Source organism: Methyloversatilis thermotolerans (assembly GCF_000372885.1).
Taxonomy (GTDB): Bacteria; Pseudomonadota; Gammaproteobacteria; order Burkholderiales; family Rhodocyclaceae; genus Methyloversatilis; species Methyloversatilis thermotolerans.
The window spans coordinates 127,571-144,029 of the sequence record NZ_KB889967.1; the positions used below are offsets into that span (position 1 = coordinate 127,571).

The 16,459-nt window shown below is 68.3% G+C and carries 18 protein-coding genes; 5 read left to right on the plus strand and 13 right to left on the minus strand.

The window, feature by feature from the left end:
* Positions 1-177: 177 nt before the first annotated feature.
* Positions 178-417, minus strand: a complete 240-nt coding sequence (locus A3Q7_RS21000) for a hypothetical protein (protein ID WP_232417750.1) — start codon at positions 415-417, stop codon at positions 178-180.
* Positions 418-896: 479 nt separating this feature from the next.
* Here A3Q7_RS21000 and A3Q7_RS0100575 point away from each other — a divergent pair, with 479 nt between their 5' ends.
* Positions 897-1,475, plus strand: a complete 579-nt coding sequence (locus A3Q7_RS0100575) for an NAD(P)H-dependent oxidoreductase (RefSeq protein ID WP_018409897.1) — start codon at positions 897-899, stop codon at positions 1,473-1,475.
* Positions 1,476-1,481: 6 nt separating this feature from the next.
* Here A3Q7_RS0100575 and A3Q7_RS0100580 read toward each other — a convergent pair whose 3' ends face one another.
* Complete coding sequence (locus A3Q7_RS0100580; RefSeq protein ID WP_018409898.1) at positions 1,482-2,072, minus strand: class I SAM-dependent methyltransferase; 591 nt, start codon at positions 2,070-2,072, stop codon at positions 1,482-1,484.
* Positions 2,073-2,083: 11 nt separating this feature from the next.
* Complete coding sequence (gene apaG / locus A3Q7_RS0100585; protein ID WP_018409899.1) at positions 2,084-2,467, minus strand: Co2+/Mg2+ efflux protein ApaG; 384 nt, start codon at positions 2,465-2,467, stop codon at positions 2,084-2,086.
* A gap of 138 nt (positions 2,468-2,605) precedes the next feature.
* Between apaG and rpe the strand changes: the two genes are divergently transcribed.
* The 3 genes from rpe (at position 2,606) to trpE (ending at position 5,616) form a co-directional block, all read left to right on the plus strand.
* On the plus strand, positions 2,606-3,307 hold the full coding sequence (gene rpe / locus A3Q7_RS0100590) for a ribulose-phosphate 3-epimerase (RefSeq protein WP_026224327.1): 702 nt from the start codon (positions 2,606-2,608) through the stop codon (positions 3,305-3,307).
* Positions 3,308-3,309: 2 nt separating this feature from the next.
* Entirely contained in the window at positions 3,310-3,990 is a 681-nt protein-coding gene (locus tag A3Q7_RS0100595) for a phosphoglycolate phosphatase (RefSeq protein ID WP_018409901.1), read from the plus strand.
* A gap of 153 nt (positions 3,991-4,143) precedes the next feature.
* Complete coding sequence (gene trpE, locus A3Q7_RS0100600; protein ID WP_018409902.1) at positions 4,144-5,616, plus strand: anthranilate synthase component I; 1,473 nt, start codon at positions 4,144-4,146, stop codon at positions 5,614-5,616.
* Positions 5,617-6,440: 824 nt separating this feature from the next.
* Here the strand turns inward: trpE and A3Q7_RS0100605 are convergent.
* From A3Q7_RS0100605 to dctP, 10 genes are read right to left on the minus strand one after another with little or no spacing between them, the layout of a single operon-like run.
* Entirely contained in the window at positions 6,441-7,328 is an 888-nt protein-coding gene (locus A3Q7_RS0100605; protein WP_018409903.1) for an acyltransferase domain-containing protein, read from the minus strand.
* Positions 7,325-8,203, minus strand: coding sequence for a triphosphoribosyl-dephospho-CoA synthase MdcB (gene mdcB, locus A3Q7_RS0100610; protein ID WP_026224328.1), 879 nt, complete (start codon positions 8,201-8,203; stop codon positions 7,325-7,327). Before mdcB ends, A3Q7_RS0100605 begins: the two co-directional genes overlap by 4 nt.
* The gene (mdcG, locus tag A3Q7_RS0100615) at positions 8,200-8,859 is read right to left on the minus strand and encodes a malonate decarboxylase holo-[acyl-carrier-protein] synthase (RefSeq protein WP_018409905.1); all 660 of its coding nucleotides are present in this window, start codon (positions 8,857-8,859) and stop codon (positions 8,200-8,202) included. The genes mdcB and mdcG overlap by 4 nt, the downstream gene beginning before the upstream one ends.
* Before the next feature lie 2 nt (positions 8,860-8,861).
* Positions 8,862-9,584 (minus strand): biotin-independent malonate decarboxylase subunit gamma, encoded by a 723-nt coding sequence (gene mdcE / locus A3Q7_RS0100620; protein WP_018409906.1) that lies wholly within the window; start codon positions 9,582-9,584, stop codon positions 8,862-8,864.
* Entirely contained in the window at positions 9,581-10,489 is a 909-nt protein-coding gene (locus tag A3Q7_RS0100625; protein WP_018409907.1) for a biotin-independent malonate decarboxylase subunit beta, read from the minus strand. Before A3Q7_RS0100625 ends, mdcE begins: the two co-directional genes overlap by 4 nt.
* Positions 10,486-10,800 carry a malonate decarboxylase acyl carrier protein gene (mdcC, locus tag A3Q7_RS0100630; protein ID WP_018409908.1) on the minus strand — a complete coding sequence of 105 codons (315 nt, stop codon included), beginning with the start codon at positions 10,798-10,800 and terminating at the stop codon, positions 10,486-10,488. Before mdcC ends, A3Q7_RS0100625 begins: the two co-directional genes overlap by 4 nt.
* Before the next feature lie 13 nt (positions 10,801-10,813).
* Positions 10,814-12,457, minus strand: coding sequence for a malonate decarboxylase subunit alpha (gene mdcA / locus A3Q7_RS0100635; RefSeq protein ID WP_018409909.1), 1,644 nt, complete (start codon positions 12,455-12,457; stop codon positions 10,814-10,816).
* A gap of 2 nt (positions 12,458-12,459) precedes the next feature.
* Positions 12,460-13,803: a TRAP transporter large permease gene (locus A3Q7_RS0100640; protein ID WP_232417752.1), complete on the minus strand. Its 1,344-nt coding sequence runs from the start codon at positions 13,801-13,803 to the stop codon at positions 12,460-12,462.
* Between the two features lie 7 nt (positions 13,804-13,810).
* Positions 13,811-14,293 (minus strand): TRAP transporter small permease, encoded by a 483-nt coding sequence (locus A3Q7_RS0100645; RefSeq protein ID WP_018409911.1) that lies wholly within the window; start codon positions 14,291-14,293, stop codon positions 13,811-13,813.
* 26 nt (positions 14,294-14,319) lie between these two features.
* Entirely contained in the window at positions 14,320-15,360 is a 1,041-nt protein-coding gene (gene dctP, locus A3Q7_RS0100650; protein ID WP_018409912.1) for a TRAP transporter substrate-binding protein DctP, read from the minus strand.
* A gap of 193 nt (positions 15,361-15,553) precedes the next feature.
* Between dctP and A3Q7_RS0100655 the strand changes: the two genes are divergently transcribed.
* On the plus strand, positions 15,554-16,234 hold the full coding sequence (locus tag A3Q7_RS0100655) for a GntR family transcriptional regulator (RefSeq protein ID WP_026224329.1): 681 nt from the start codon (positions 15,554-15,556) through the stop codon (positions 16,232-16,234).
* Positions 16,235-16,459: the final 225 nt, after the last annotated feature.

The window sequence follows — 16,459 nt, forward strand, 5'->3', positions numbered from 1 at the left end:
CGGACGCAGCAGGGCTGCGCAGTTCGGTGACCGCGGGCGCCGGGAGCCGAGAACGGGCGCAGATCCGTGGCCCTCGTGCGCGAAGGTAGCGGGCGATCAGGGCGTGCGTCGTGGCCGATCCGTTCTTGGCGCGCTGGCCCACGGTGTCGCGGTACCTGGACAGCTTGAAGCCGTCGATCAGAAAAACCCCTGATGTCCGGCCTTGATGAGCAACTTGACGAGCGTGCAGTGATAGCTGCCGGTCGATTCGCAGGCGATGCGCTGGGCACCTCTGGGTAGCGTGCGCAACCAGGCCGCGGATGGCCGCAGCGGTGTTGCTCGACGCGCGTTACCCTGCGCGCTGGGGTGCTCGGCGATGTCCAGCCCAGTGCTTGAGACGTCGATGCCAAAGCACACTGCCTCGTTCTGACTTGTCACGATGGGATCCTCCCGACTAAAGGTTCAAAAGGCTTGTCGGGATTCCACCACCAGCACTGGCTTGCAGGGGATGGACGGTACCGCGGTCACGGTCCGATGGATTCCTGATCGGTGCTTGGGGGGTGAGGGCGGGACATCTCTCCCACTGTCTGTACGTGCTTGCCGTCAGATCCGGACTGGGTCCCTCCGCCCGACAAGCTATTCCTACGCTTGCCACGGCAGAACATACAAGCGGCCTGTGGCCGCGATGCGGCGGATGCGGGCCGCGGGCTTCGTTCGAAGCTGCATCGCGGGCAAGCCCGCTCCCACAAAACCCTCGGCTCGGTTTGCGGTACGGGCGAGTTCTTGTGTGCGGCGGCCGGCCGTGTCCCACGCCTGCAATGCACGCCCTCCGTTCGATACCCGACCCTGATCCCGCTCAAGGGCCGAACGCTCCCGGCGGGTCATGATGGCGGCGTGTGCATTGCAGGAGTGCGGTCATGAGCCGCATCGTCGTCATCCAGGGTCACCCCGAATCCCGCCCCGGGCTGTTGCGCGCGCTGGCCGACAGTTATGTCGCGGCGGCGCGCGAGGCGGCGCATGCGGTCAGCGTGATCGATGTGAGCCAGCTCTCCTTTCCGCTGCTGCGCTCGAAAGCCGAATGGTCGGCGCCGGCGGAAGGCGACATCGCCAAGGCCCAGGCGCTGATCGCCGACGCCGAGCATCTGGTGGTGTTCTTCCCGATCTGGCTGGGCACGCTGCCGGCGGTGCTCAAGGCCTTCTTCGAGCAGGTGTTCCGCCCGGGTTTCGCGATCGGCGAAGGGCAAGGGCGCAACCCTTACACCCGTCTGCTGACCGGGCGCTCCGCGCGACTGGTGGTAACCATGGGCATGCCGGCATGGTTCTTCCGCTGCGTCTATCTGGCGCACGGCGTCATGAGCTTCAAGCGCAACATCCTGCACTTCGTCGGCATCCAGCCGGTGCGCTGCACGCTGATCGGCAGCGTCGATGCGATGACCGATGCCGGCCGCGCGCGCTGGCATGCGCGGATGCGGCGCCTGGGGCGTGACGCGGCGTGAACCGGCTCAGGTGCGCAGCAGCCTCACCTGCCTGAACCAGCCGCCGAAGGCCGCCGCATCGTCACTGACGACGCCGAAGGGCAGACCGTCGAGCGCGTCTTCCAGCACGACGTCGAGCCGGGTGGCGACGCGCGCGGCCAGCGGCGACAGCAACCGGCGCAGCGGCGCGGGGCGGCCGCGGCGCAGGAATTTGTCGAGCAGCAGCGCCTGGCCGCCGGGGCGCAGCACGCGCGCGGCCTCCTGCAGTACGGCGCGCCCGTCCGGTACCACGGCGACGATGAGATGCAGCACTGCGCAGTCGAAGCACGCATCGGCGAACGGCAGCTTCATCGCATCGCCGCGCACCGCGACGAAATCCAGGCCGGATGCGCGCGGGCGGCTGCGCGCCAGCATGGCGGCATTGAAATCGACGCCGGTGTAGCGGTGCGCTGCCGGAAGATGGGGCAGGTCGAGCCCGGTGCCGACGCCCACCAGCAGCACATCGGCCGGCGCGGCGGGAAGATGCGCCAGGCTGGCCTGGCGCAGCGGCCGCGTGGCGCCGGACACGACGCGGTCGTAGAAGGGAGCGAGGACGGTGTAGGCGGAGGCGAGCGACATCGCCCGCCGGATCAGTGCAGCACGCGCGGCATGGCCAGCGTGAATTCCGGAATTTCGGCCTCGAACGAGGTGCCGTCCTCGGCCACCATCTGATAGCTGCCGCGCATGGTGCCGACCGGGGTGTTCAGCGCACAGCCGCTGGTGTACTCGAACTTCTCGCCCGCCTTGAGCAGCGGCTGCTGGCCGATCACGCCGAGGCCGCGCACTTCCTGTGCGGTGTCGTTGGCGTCGCGGATCACCCAGTGACGGCTGATGAGCTGGGCCGGCACGCTGCCGCTGTTCACGATGGTCACCGTGTAGGCGAACACGAAACGGCTTTCTTCCGGATCGGACTGTTCCTCGACATAGTGAGCCTGCACGCTCACTGTCACTTCGTATCTGTTCGCATCAGCCATGGCCGTGGAATGGAAGGGAGTGGATACGCACAGTTTCGCATGAGCGGACGCGAATGCAATGAAACTTCGTGGTGCCGGGCAGCCGGCCCGGCCGGACTCGATACAATTGCGTCTTTGTCCCCGACAGGTGTGTCCATCATGTCCGCTCCGCCCTATGTCATCGCCCCCAGCATCCTGTCCGCCGACTTCGCCGCGCTCGGCCAGGAAGTGCGCAATGTGATCGCGGCCGGCGCCGACTGGATACATTTCGACGTGATGGACAATCACTACGTGCCCAACCTCACCGTCGGGCCGCTGGTGTGCCAGGCGCTGCGGCCGCATACCGACGCGGTGATCGACGTGCATCTGATGGTGAAGCCGGTCGACCGCATCATTCCCGACTTCGCGAAGGCCGGCGCCAATGTGATCACCTTTCATCCGGAGGCGTCCGAGCACATCGACCGCACGCTGTCGCTGATCCGTGACCACGGCTGCCAGGCCGGTCTGGTGTTCAATCCGGCCACGCCGCTGAACTACCTGGACCACGTGATGGACAAGCTGGACATCGTGCTCATCATGTCGGTGAACCCGGGATTCGGCGGCCAGAGCTTCATCCCGCAGTCGCTGGACAAGCTGCGCGCGGTGCGCGCGCGGCTCGATGAATACGTGTGCCGCACCGGCCGCCACATCCGGCTGGAAATCGACGGCGGCGTGAAGGTGGACAACATCGCCGAAATCGCGCGCGCCGGCGCCGATACCTTCGTCGCCGGTTCGGCGGTGTTCGGCGGTGCCCGCGAGAGCGATCCCCATCGTTACGACAGCGTGATCGCCGCCTTCCGCGAACAGCTCGCAACGGTCTGAGCATGGCGCAGCGTTTCGCGGTCGCCGGCATCAGTTTCGACCTCGATGGCACCTTGCTCGACACGGTGCCGGATCTGGCCGCGGCGGCGCACGACATGGCGGTCGAGCTGGGTCTGCCGCCGCGCAGCGAGCAGGAGGTGAGGGTATTCGTCGGGCGTGGCATTCCGGACCTGGTGCGGCGCTGTGTCGGCGACCGGGCGCAGGACGCCGCGCTGCTGGCGCAGGCGATCGAGGTGTTCAAGCGCTGTTACCGCGCGCACAACGGCCGGCGCACGGCGCCCTACGACGGCGCGCGCGAGGTGCTGGCCGCGCTGCAGGCGGCCGGTTTCCGTCTCGCCTGCGTCACCAACAAGGCAGCCGATTTCACGCTGCCGCTGCTGGAACAGACAGGACTGCGCGGATTCTTCGGCAGCGTGGTCAGCGGCGACACGCTGCCGCAGAAGAAACCGCATCCGGCGCCGCTGCTGCATGCTGCAGCCGAACTGGGTGTGGCGCCGGGCGCACTGCTGCATGTCGGCGATTCATACAACGACATCGACTGCGCGCGTGCCGCCGGAGTGCCGGTGCTGGGCTGTCCATGGGGCTACAGCGAGGGGCGCACGCTGGACGCGCAAGATTGCGATGGGCTACTATCGTCGCTCCACGACCTGCCCCATCGGGTCGTTCTTGCGACCGACATCTGAATGGACAGCCAGCCTTTCAAGGAGACACCCGCCCGCAGCCGCGCCCGCGCGCCTCTGCACGGGTACCTGTGGCGCGGCGCCTGAGTCCGCTCCCGGTCAGGCGTGCGCGGCGAGGCCGCGCCGCCCGTTCAAACACCGCTCCCCGGTCTGTCCATGAATCAAGATCAATTCGAGGCGCTTGCACGCGCCGGCTACAACCGCATCCCCGTGTCGCGCCAGGCCCTGGCCGACCTCGATACGCCACTGTCCGCCTACCTGAAGCTGGCTGACGCGCCGTATTCCTACCTGCTCGAATCGGTGCAGGGTGGCGAGCGCTGGGGCCGGTATTCCATGCTCGGCCTGCCGGCGCGCACCCGCATCGTGGTCAGGCGCGAACGGATCGAGGTGCTGTGCGACGACACGGTGATCGAGCGCGCCGAAATGGCCGATCCGCTCGCCTTCGTGCAGGACTATCTCGGCCGCTTCCGCGTGCCCGACCTGCCGGGACTGCCGCGCTTTTCCGGTGGTCTGGTCGGCTATTTCGGCTATGACGTCGTGCGCTATGTCGAACGCCGCCTGCACGCCGGCTGGAACAAGGCCGACCCGCTGGGCGTGCCGGACATCCACCTGCTGTTGTCCGACGAACTGGCGGTGTTCGACAACCTGTCCGGCCGGCTCACCTTCATCGTCTATGCCGACCCGTCGCAGCCGGATGCGCTGGCGAGTGCCCAGGCGCGGCTGGACGCGCTGGCGGCGCGACTGAGGTCGCCGCTGCGCGAGCCGGACACGCCGCGCGGCGAATCGGTGGCCGCGGTGTCCGGCTTCGGCCACGACGCGTATTGCGCCGCGGTTGACAAGGCGAGGCGCTACATCTTCGACGGCGACATCATGCAGGTGGTGCCGTCGCAGCGCATGAGCAAGCCGCTGGCGACCACGCCGATGGCGGTGTACCGCGCGCTGCGCGCGCTGAATCCGTCGCCCTACATGTACTTCTTCAACCTCGGCGACACCCACATCGTGGGCGCCAGCCCGGAAATCCTCGCGCGGCTGGAAGGCGACAAGGTGACCGTGCGGCCGATCGCCGGCACCCGCAAACGCGGCGCCACGCCGGACGAGGATCGCGCGCTGGCCGAGGACCTGCTGTCCGACGAGAAGGAGCGCGCCGAACACATCATGCTGGTGGACCTCGGCCGCAACGACCTCGGTCGCGTCGCCACCACCGGCTCGGTCGAGGTGACCGACCGCATGGTGGTCGAGAAGTACTCGCACGTGATGCACATCGTCAGCAATGTCGAGGGTGTGCTCAAGCCCGGCCTGAGCGCGATGGACGTGCTGCGTGCCACCTTCCCGGCGGGTACCGTGAGCGGCGCACCCAAGGTGCGCGCGATGGAAATCATCGACGAGCTGGAGCCGGTCAAGCGCGGCATCTATTCCGGCGCGGTCGGCTACCTCGGCTTCAATGGCGGCATGGACGTTGCGATCGCGCTGCGCACCGCAGTGATCAAGGACGGCCAGTTGCATGCCCAGGCCGGTGGCGGCGTGGTGATGGATTCCACCCCGGAAGGCGAATGGCAGGAAACGCTGAACAAGGCGCGCGCCGTATTGCGTGCCGCCGAGCTGGCCGAAGCGGGCCTGCAGCCGGGGTGAAACCGGCGGTCCGCATAAGCCCATCGCGGCCAGAGGCCGCTCCCACAAGAGCTTGCCCGGGCCACGAACGGAGCCGTTTGTCAGGTCCCCCAAGCGCGCCCTGACCGCGTGCGAGCCAGGGTTTCGTGGGAGCGGGCTTGCCCGCGATTGCGGCCTTGAACGAAGCCTGCGGCTCGCTGAGGACGCTGGCCCTCACCCGGCGCTGCGCGCCACCCTTTCCCGCTGATGCGGGCGAGGGTCACATCGACGACGGTGCCCGACTCCCCTCGCCCACATCAGTGGGAGAGGGGCCAGGGGTGAGGGCGAGCGGGCTTGCCCCGCGAATACAGCCTCGAACGAAGCCCGCGGCATGCCAATACCGCATCGCGGCCAGAGGCCGCTCCCACAAGAGCTCGCCCGGGCCACGAACGGAGCCGGTTGTCGGGTCCACCCAAGCGCGCCCTGACCGCGTGCGAGCCAGGGTTTCGTGGGAGCGGGCTTGCCCGCGATTGCGGCCTTGAACGAAGCCTGCGGCTCGCTGAGGACGCTGGCCCTCACCCGGTGCTGCGCGCCACCCTTTCCCGCGGATGCGGGCGAGGGTCACATCGACGACGGTGCCCGACTCCCCTCTCCCACATCAGTGGGAGAGGGGCCAGGGGTGAGGGCGAGCGGGCTTGCCCGTGATGCAACCTCAAACGACGCCGGCGGGCTGCACATGCCGCATCGCGGCCAGAGGCCGCTCCCACAAGAGCTTGCTGAAACCGGCATCGGAGCAGGGCTTCGTGGGCGGGATTGCCTGCGATGCAGCCTTGAACGCGCCTCGCGGCGCGCTGAGTCCCGGCGGTCTAGGCGGCCATCCGGTTGAGCCACTCCACTACTGCGTCATCGCCGCTGAAATCATCGACAGAGCGCACCGGGAGGTCGGGCGCGCGTTCGCCCAGCATGCGTGCGAGCGCGTTGCAGGGACCGATTTCGAGGGCGACGTCCGGCGCGTATTCGAGCAGGGTGTCCATGCAGGCCGACCAGGCGACCGGATGGGCGACCTGGGCCGCAAGGGCGCGCACCGCTGTGGCGGCGTCATGCTGAACATGACCGTCGATGCCGGCGAGCACCGGCACGGTCAGCCGTCCGGACGCCCATGGCGCGAGCGCTTCGGCCAGTGGCGCCTGTGCGGCGGCGAGCAGCGGGGTGTGCGACGGCGTGCGCACGGCCAGCCGCACGCAGCGCCGCGCGCCGCGCTCGGGCAGCGCGTGTTCCAGCCCGGACAGCAGTGCGTCGGGCCCGCCGATGACGAAGTGGGTGTCGCCATTGCGGATGGCGATGCTGGCGCCGCTGCCGTCGAGCGCCGCGCGCAGCGCGGCTTCGGGCATGCCCTGTACCGCGAGCAGGCCGGATGGCTGCGTGGTCGCGGCATCCATCAGTGCGGCCCGGCGCGCCGCGAGCGCCAGCCAGTCCTGCGTCGGCAGTCCGCGAGCCAGTGCGAAGGCACTCAGCTCGCCCAGCGAATAGCCGGCGAACAGCAGCGGGCGCGGCAGACGAGCGGCGAGGCGGTGCCAGCGCAGCGCATGCAGTGCGCTGATGGCCGTCTGCGCCGCGACGTTGTCGCTCAGGTCATCCCCGGTCAGGGTGTCGAGCGCGGGCAGCATGTGGCGTGTCTGCGCGTCGGCGCGAAGTTCGGACAGATGCTCCGCCGTCTGCCCCCCCTGGCCGCTGAACAGCACGATCAGTCTCACGGGAGGCTGTCCAGTTCGTGCAGGAACAGCGTTACCGCCAGCAGGTCGGCGGCGCCTCCGGGGCTGAGCCGGCGCGCGATGAAGGCGCGGTGCGTCGCCTCCGCACGCGTCGTCCAGTCGGCCGCGAACACCCCGCCTGCGGCGAGGAAGGCGCGTGCCGCACCTTGCGCGTAGTCGAGTCCGAGCAGACCGCCGCGCCACAGCAGATTGCTGTCGTCCAGACGCGCGATCAGCACGAACAGCGCCTGCACCGCGGCGCGTGTTTCGCACGCCTTGCCCGGTGCGGCGAGCACCGCGCGCAGCGTCGGTAGCGCGGCGTCGATGACATCCGGAAAGCCGGCGGCCGCCTGTTCGCGCGCGCCGCTCGTGCCGTGGCGGCGGGCGACGCGCAGGCCGTGGCTGTCGGCCCGCGGCGCGCCGTCGGCGGGCCGCGCAGCAAGGATGTCGGTGCCCCAGCACTCGGCAACCGTATGCGCGACGCCTGCGCCAGCGATTGCGTATCCCGAGGCGGCCAGCCGTCCGGCGGCAGCACACAGCAGGCCGAGGTTGAAGATGGCGCCACGGTGCGTGTTGATGCCGCCGGTGGCCGCCAGCATCTGCGCTTCTGCGGCCAGGCCCAGGCTCTGCAGCGTCGCGAAGCCGGCACCTTCGCCACCCGCGCGCGCGATGTCGCGGAAGTAATGGCGCAGCGCGAACAGGCTGCGGAAGAAGGTGGACATGTCCATGTCGTCATGGCTGCCGCTATCGACCGGACTGACCAGACCGGGCTTGGGCGCCAGCGCGACTTCGCGGTAGAGGCTGCGTACCGCGAGCCGGCCGATGCGCTCGCAGTCGATGGCGCCATGTGCCGCGGTGATCCGCGCCGGCGCGTTCATGCGGCGCGGCTCCGTGCCGGCCACAGGTCGCCGACGTCGAGCAGCGCAATGCCTTCGTCCGATTTCGCCAGTACGCGACGCGGGGCGTTGCCGTCGAGCGCCGCCGCCAGTTCGCGCCAGGCCACGGCATGCGCGCCGCAGCGGACTTCGCCGTCCACGCGCATCAGGCTGCCGGCGTTGCGCAGCAGGACGAGCAGTGCGGGCAGGGCAGCGGCATCGTCGAGTTCGAACAGCAGGTCGATATCGCTGTCGGCGCGCAGACAGGGCTCGCCGCTGAGCCATTGCCACAGCAGCGAACCATAGACGCGCGGCGTGATGCCCAGCGCGCCGCACTGCAGCGCCAGTGCCCGCATCGGCGCCGCGAACGCCGCAGGCAGCGTGTCGGCCAGCGATGCCAGCGGCGGTGGCGCTGCGCTGCGCAGGATGTCGGCGCGCGCCGCCACCAGCGATACGCGTCGGCGCGTGCCGATGCCGGGCAGCGTGAGGCCCAGCCGCACGCGGTCGCCTGGCAGCCCGTCGCCGCGCGCGCACACCAGCGGAAGGCCTGCGGCACGCCAGTGCGCCACTTCGTCCGCCGTGTCGACGCAACAGGGGCCGGGCTCGATCGGCGCCCCGGCCCTCAGCCAGACCAGATCGTGACGGCGCAGGCGCTGCATGGTCAGGTGCCGAGCGGGACGCCGGCCACGCGTTCGGCGACGCTGTGCGCCAGCGTGCGGCCGCCGCGTTCGCGACCGAGCGCGGCGCGGCTATCCTCGCCACCCGCCTCGTCGATGGCCTGTCGCAATGCTTGGGGCCAGTCGTCGGCGTCCGACCACAGCGCGTGGATGGCGCCCATGCGCGCGTAGTTGTCGGCGCCCGGCGCGAATACCGGCGAGCTCTGCGCCAGCGCTTCCAGCCGCTCCGGCGCGATCCTGGTCACGCGCGCCATCGCGCGCAGATCCATTACCTTCACCTGGGCGTCCGGCAGCGCGCAGATGCGATCGGCCAGCAGGCCGAAGGCGAGGAAGCCGCCACTGACCGCTTCGCCGTGGATCAGCGTCACCAGCCGGTGACCGCTGCGGCGGGCGAGGTCCACGCAGCGCGCCATGTGGGCGAAATAGCCATTCAGACCCAGCAGCTCTTCGTGGCGCGACAGCGCCTGACCCTGGGTCGAGGCAATGAACACGATGGGGCGCGGGTCGCCGCTCGTCTGGTCGGCGCGTACCGCGTCGAGCACCGCCTGCGACAGCTTGAGCGCCATGTCGGTGGTGAGCGCCGCGCGGTCGCGCGTGCCGATCACGTGCACGCGGCCAGCGGATGACTCGGCGTGGCCGGACAGGTTGTGACCGTCGAAGGCGACCGTGTGGCCGGTCGGGAAGAGGCGGTCGAGCAGGGTGTTCATGCGGCCTCCGTCGGCGAAGGGAGCGAAGCGAGCAAGCGGTTGAAGTCGGCCGCGTCCAGCATCGGGATGGCGCCGGGGTCGGGCAGGCCGAGCACGCGCCAGATGTCCAGTCCGTCGCGCGCCTCGGCATAGCGCGCCGCGCGCTGCGCCAGCGCCCGCTGGTCGGCGTCCAGCGCGGCCAGGTCGCGCGCCGGTACCGGCCGCGCGAGCAGCGAACGCGCGGCGTCGCGGAAGGAGGCGATGTCGTCGTCCACCAGCATCGTCGCGTCACCCAGGCTGCGCCTGAGCTTGCCGCCGGTCACCCGCCACACCAGCGCGCGGTCCTTCGAATCGAATTCATCCACGCCTTTCACCGTTTCGATCACTTCGGGGCCGGACAGGCCGAGCCGGCCTTCTTCCGACATGACCAGCGCGTCGCACAGGCGGGCGACGATGCCCATGCCGCCGAAGGCGCCGCATGAGCCGCCGATCAGGCCGTACACCGGGATGCCGTCGGCACGCGCGGCGAGCAGTGCGCGCATCAGTTCGGAAATGGCGATCAGGCCGGCATTGGCTTCGTGCAGCCGCACGCCGCCGGAATCGATGGCCAGCAGCACCGCCGCCGGCCGTGTGCGGCGGGCGCGCTCGAACAGTCCGCGCAATTTGGCGCCATGGATTTCGCCGACCGCACCGCCATTGAATGCGCCCTGCTGGGCGCCGACCAGCACCGGCCGGCCATCGAGCGTGGCCTCGCCGACCACGACGCCGTCGTCGAAGGCGGCCGGCAGGTCGAGCGCCGCCAGATGCGGGCTGGTGAGACGTTCGTGCGCGCCGCACAGTTCGCGGAAGCTGCCGGCGTCGACCAGGCCGGCGATGCGCGCTCGGGCGTCGGCTTCGAACCAGGAATGTCGGTGCGGGCGGTTCATGCGCGGTCCTCCAGCGCTTCCAGCGCCTGGTCGAGGCGCAGGCTCACCACGGCCGGTGTCGCGCCGGCGTCGTTGATGGCGAGGGCGAGTCCGCCAGCGGCGTGGCGCGCGACCGCGTCGGTGAGTACGGCCTCCCAGGTGTCGCGGAAGCCGTGCGCCGAGGTGTTCACTTCGATGTCGCAGCGGTCGGCCGCGCCGCCGCGGCCGACCAGGATTTCGAGGTTGCCGGAGGACACGACGCCGCACAGCGCGGCGGCCGCGTCGGCACGCGTGCAGGGCACGCTCGGCAGCGAGAGGGTGAAGCGTTCCATGTCGGGTCTCCGGTCACCAGTTGCGGAAGCGGCGCGGCGGGTCGTACAGGCCGCCGGATGCGCGCACCAGATCCTTGATGCTGCGGGCGGCGAGCAGGTCGCGCGTGGCGTCGCGCTTGTCGATGCCGATGTCGTCGGGGCGACGGATGACGCCGCGGTCGCGCAGGTTCTCCACCATGCGTGCGTCGCGCGCGCGGCCCACCGGCGTATAGCCGGCGACGCCGCGTATCGCCTGTTCGCGTTCGGCGGCGCTGCGGCACAGCAGCAGGTTGGCGATGCCTTCTTCGGTCACGATGTGGGTCACGTCGTCGCCGTGGATCATGATGGGCGGCAGATCCATGCCCATGTCTTCCATCAGTTGCCAGGCGTCGAGTCGTTCGACGAAGGCCGGCGCCATGTGCTCGCGGAAGGTTTCCACCGTCTGTACCACCAGCTTCTGGCCGCGCGTGGCGATGCCGTCACCGGCGCGCTCGCGGCCGGCGCGCAGCCAGGCCGGGCTGGCGTGGCGGCGGCCGCGCGCGTCCGAACCCATATTCGGCGCGCCGCCGAAACCGGCGATGCGGCCCAGCGTGGCGGTGGAACTGTTGCCGGCCAGATCGATCTGCAGCGTCGAGCCGATGAACATGTCGCAGGCGTACAGGCCGGCGGTCTGGCAGAAGGCGCGGTTGGACCGCATGCTGCCGTCGCGGCCGGTGAAGAACACGTCGGAGCGGGCGGCGACATAGTTCTCCATGCCGACTTCCGAGCCGAAGCTGTGCACCGATTCGACGAAGCCCGCCTCGATCGCCGGGATGAGGGTCGGGTGCGGGTTCAGCGCCCAGTGCTTGCATATCCGGCCGCGCAGGCCCAGCGATTCGGCATAGGTGGGCAGCAGCAGTTCGATCGCCGCGGTATCGAAGCCGATGCCGTGGTTCAGGCGCTGCACGCCGTATTCGGCATAGATGCCCTTGATCGCCATCATGGCCATCAGCACCTGGATTTCGGTGATGAGCGACGGGTCGCGGGTGAACAGCGGTTCGATGTAGTTGGGGCGCGGCGCGACCACGAAGGCGTCGGTCCAGTCGGCCGGGATGTCGACGCGCGGCAGGCGGGCGAGCTTCTCGTTCACCTGGGCGACGACGATGCCGTGGCGGAAGGCGGTCGCTTCGACGATGGCCGGCGTGTCCTCGGTGTTCGGACCGAGGTAGAGATTGCCGTCGGCGTCCGCCGCCTGCGCCGCGATCAGGCATACGTCGGGCGTGAGATCGACGAAATAGCGGCCGAACAGTTCGAGATAGGTGTGGATGGCGCCGATGGCGATGCGCCGCTCCTGTACCAGCCGCGCCAGCCGGTTGGCCTGCGGGCCGGAGAACGAGAAATCGAGGCGGTTCGCGATGCCGCGCTCGAACACGTCGATGTGCGAGGGCAGTGCCAGAACCGACTGCACCATGTGCAGGTCGTGCAGGCGCTCGGGAGAGCAGTCGGCCAGCGATTCCGCGAGAAAGTCGGCCTGCTTCTGGTTGTTGCCTTCCAGGCAGACGCGATCGCCCGGCTCGATAGCGGCTTCCAGTGCGGCGACCATGTCGGCGGCAGCGATTTCGCGGCCGCGGGTGAGCGGCGCGAGCCGTTCCAGCCGGCGCGCCCGGCGCGCCGCACGTTGGTTCCAGGGCGCACCCATGTTCAGCTCCCGTGATAGTGGTTGGGCAGCCACATGGCGATGCCGGGCAGCACGCAGAGCAGGAGCACCGCAAGCAGCATGAGCCAGATGAAGGGCAGCACCCCTTTCATGATGGCCTTGAGCGGTACGTCCGGCGCGATGCCATTGATGACGAACAGGTTCAGACCCACCGGCGGTGTAACCAGCCCGGCTTCGAGCATGATGGTCATGATGACGCCGAACCAGATGAGGTCGAAGCCGTGGGCATTGAGCGCGGGCAGGATGATGGGCGTCACCATCAGGATGATGGCCACCGGCGGCAGGAAGAAACCGAGCACCAGCAGCAGCGCGCACACCGCGAAGAAGAAGCCCCACTTGCCGATGGGCAGTGTCACCAGCCACTGCGCGGCTTCCTGGGTGATGTTCAGATTGCTCATGACCCAGGTGTAGAGGAAGGACATGCCGATGATCATCATGATCATGCAGCTTTCCTTCACCGTGCCATTGAGGATGATCCGGAGATCGGACCAGCGGTAGCAGCGGTAGATGGCCATCACCATGAGCAGCGAAAAGAAGGCGCCGATGCCGGCCACTTCCGACGGCGTGGCCCAGCCGCCATACAGCGCAATCATGACGATGGCGATGACGGCGAGGAAGGGCGCGAAGCGCGGCAGCGATTCCAGCCGCTCGGCCCAGGAGTAGCGCTCTTCCTGCAGCAGCGCGTGCGAGCCGTCTCCGCTGGCGTCAGCGGAAGCGCGTGCCTGTGCCTTTTCCTTCTTGTAGCGCCACATGACGTAGAGCGCGAACAGCAGGGTGAGCAGCAGACCCGGTCCCACGCCGGCCATGAACAGCTTGCCGATGGACTGTTCGGTGGCCAGACCGTACAGGATGAGGGTGAGGCTGGGCGGGATCAGGATGCCCAGCGTGCCGCCGGCGGCGATGAGGCCGGTCGACAGACCGTCCGAGTAGCCGCGTGCCCGCATCTGCGGAATGCCCGAACTGCCGATCGCCGAGCAGGTGGCCGGACTGGAACCGCACATCGCCGAGAACACCGAGCACGCCAGCGTGTTGGCGACGCCGAGGCCACCCGGCACGCGGTAGAGCCAGCGGTTGAGCGAGGCATACAGATCCTCGCCGGCGCGCGACTTGCCGATCGCCGCGCCCATCAGCACGAACAGCGGGATGGTGAGCAAGGTGAAGTTGTCCAGTTCCGCGTAGATGGTTTCGGTCACCAGCGACACCGACGAGATCGGCATGAAGATGAGCATGAACACCAGCGCGACACCGCCCAGCGCAAACGCGATCGGCATGCCGGAAAACAGGCCGATGAAGGTGGCTGTCGCGAACAGCAGGGAAAGCGTGAGCATGTCCATATCAGGCCTCCTTGCGCCGCAGGCTCTGCAGCGCCAGCTCGAGCGTCAGCGTGGTCATGCCGAGGGCGACGAAGAAATAGGGAATCCACAGCTTCGGTCCCCACAGCGAGGGACTGGTCTTGCCATCGACCCAGGCCTCGTGGAAGAACTCCCAGGCGTTGAAGGCGATGAAGCCGCAGAAGGCGAAGGTGAGCCCGTCGGCAAGTCGTTGCCGGACACGATTGATGCGCGAGGGCAGCATCGTGTCCAGCAGGTCTATCGCGACATGCCCCCGCTCGGCCTGGGTGTGCGCCGCGCCCATGAAGGTGGAAATGATGAGCAACATGACGCACAGCTCGATTTCCCAGTCTGTGGGCCATTTCAGCCAGTAACGTACGGCGACCTGCCAGACCAGGATGCCGGCGGCGACGATGATGACGCCACCGGACAGATAGGCGACGAGCCGGTTGAACCGGCGCAGCGCGCCGGCGATGAGCGAGAACATGGTTCAACCCTCCCGGACGGTTCAGGTCACTTGACCGAAGTCGCCATGTCCATCCACGTCTTGCCGTCCTTCACCTTTTCGGCAAAGTCCTTCCAGGCGGTCTTCTGGGCGAGATCACGCCACTTGTTGAACGAGGCTTCGTCCATGTCCACCACCTTGATGCCGGCCTTCGCGAATACCTCGGCTGCACGTTCGTCGTCCTTCTTGGCCTCTTCCATCGCGAATTTTTCGAGGCTCTGTCCGACCTCCACCATCACCTTCTGCTGTTCCGGCGTGAGCCGGTTGAAGGTGCTCATGGAAATGAGCAGGGGTTCGAACATGTACCAGAAGCTGTGGTCGCGGCCGGTGGTGAAGGCTTTCGAGGTTTCGTACAGGCGGAAGCTGATGTGCGAGGTGGAGGAGGTGAGCGCGGCGTCGAGCACCTTGGACTGCATGCCGCTGTAGATTTCGTTCGACGGCACGTTGGTGATGGCCGCACCGGCTTCCTTCAGCATCACGTCCATTTCGCGACTGCCGCCGCGGAACTTGATGCCCTTCACGTCATCCGGCGCCACCACCGCCTTGTCGGCCGAGGCGATGCCGCCCGCCTGCCACACCCAGGTGAGGATTTTCATGCCCTTTTCTTCCAGATGCCGCTCCAGCTTCTGGCCGATGGGCGAGGTGCGCCAGCGCAGGCCCTGTTCGTACGAGGTGATGAGGGCCGGCATCAGCGTGAGGTTCACCTCGGGGACTTCTCCGCCGCCGTAGGCGAGCGGCAGCACCGTCAGGTCCAGCGCACCCTTGCGCAGCGCGCCGAACTGACTGTTGGTCTTCATCAGCGAGTTGCCGGGATAGACGGTGATCTTGACCTGGCCATTGGTGCGTTTCTCGACTTCGGCGGCAAACTGCTTGGCCAGCCGGTCGCGGAAATCGCCGTCCGGGGAGGTGGCGGCGGGAAACTGGTGCGAAAGCTTGAGTGTGGTCTGGGCCACTGCCGGCTGCGCGGCAACGAGGCCGACCGCCAGGACGGATGTGGACAGTACGGACGCGACAAGGCTGCGCAGGGCGAAACGGCGCGGGGTATTCATGCAAGTCTCCTCCAGTCGTTTGGATGCATGTCGTGGTGCCGGCGCCCCTTTTTATGTCGAGGGGCTTGCTTCGGCGAAATACGTCAGATCACTTTTTGTATGTAAGTTGATCAAACGTGTATACACGTTAGGATTCGTTGTATTCAAAGTCAAGCTATGTCTATACTTTTCCGGAATGCCCGAGGAGCCCGACATGGACCACGCCCCGGCGCCGCTGCGCCTGTCCGAACAGTTGTGCGAAAAGATCGAGGAACAGATCGTCACCGGGCTGCTGCGCCCGGGGGCGCGGCTGGATGAGCAGGAGCTGGCGGCCGCTTTCGGCGTTTCACGCACGCCGATACGTGAGGCGCTGATCCAGCTCGCTTCGGCCGGTCTGGTGGACATGCGGCCGCGGCGCGGCGCCGTGGTGGCGGAAATCGAGCCGCACCGGCTGTGCGAAATGTTCGACGTGATGGCGGAACTGGAAGCCATGTGCGCGCGCCTGGCGGCGCGCCGCATCAGCGAGCAGGAAATCGTCGCGCTGCGCGATGCGCACCAGGCCTGCGAGTCGGCACGCGACGCCGACAACCCGGACGCCTATTACTGGCTCAACGAACTGTTCCACCGCCAGATCTACATGGCCAGTCACAACGGCTTCCTGGCGGAACAGGCGATCAGCCTGCACCGGCGCCTGCGTCCCTACCGACGGCTGCAGTTGCGCGTGCGCAACCGCATGAAGGTTTCGTATTCCGAGCACCAGTCCATCGTCGATGCCATCGTGGCGGGCGACGGCGAGCGCGCGGCCGAACTGATACGCGGCCACATACAGGTGCAGGGCGAGCGCTTCACGGACCTGGTTGCGTCGGTGCGGCAGTTGTCCAGCCCTGCCGCCTGAACACCGTGGCCTCCCGCAGTTGAGGCCGCCTTGTACAAGGCCGCGCCGCGCGCCATAATCCGCGGCATGCGCCCGACGATCATCATTCCCGCCCCGTATTCCGGCCTGCGCTGGCGCAAGCCTGCCGCCTGAACGCCCCGCCCGGCACGCCTCGCGTGCGACCAAGCCCTCCCTTCAACGTATGCCCGCCGTGTCAGGCGCTGCCTGTCCGTGCGCCGGATGCCG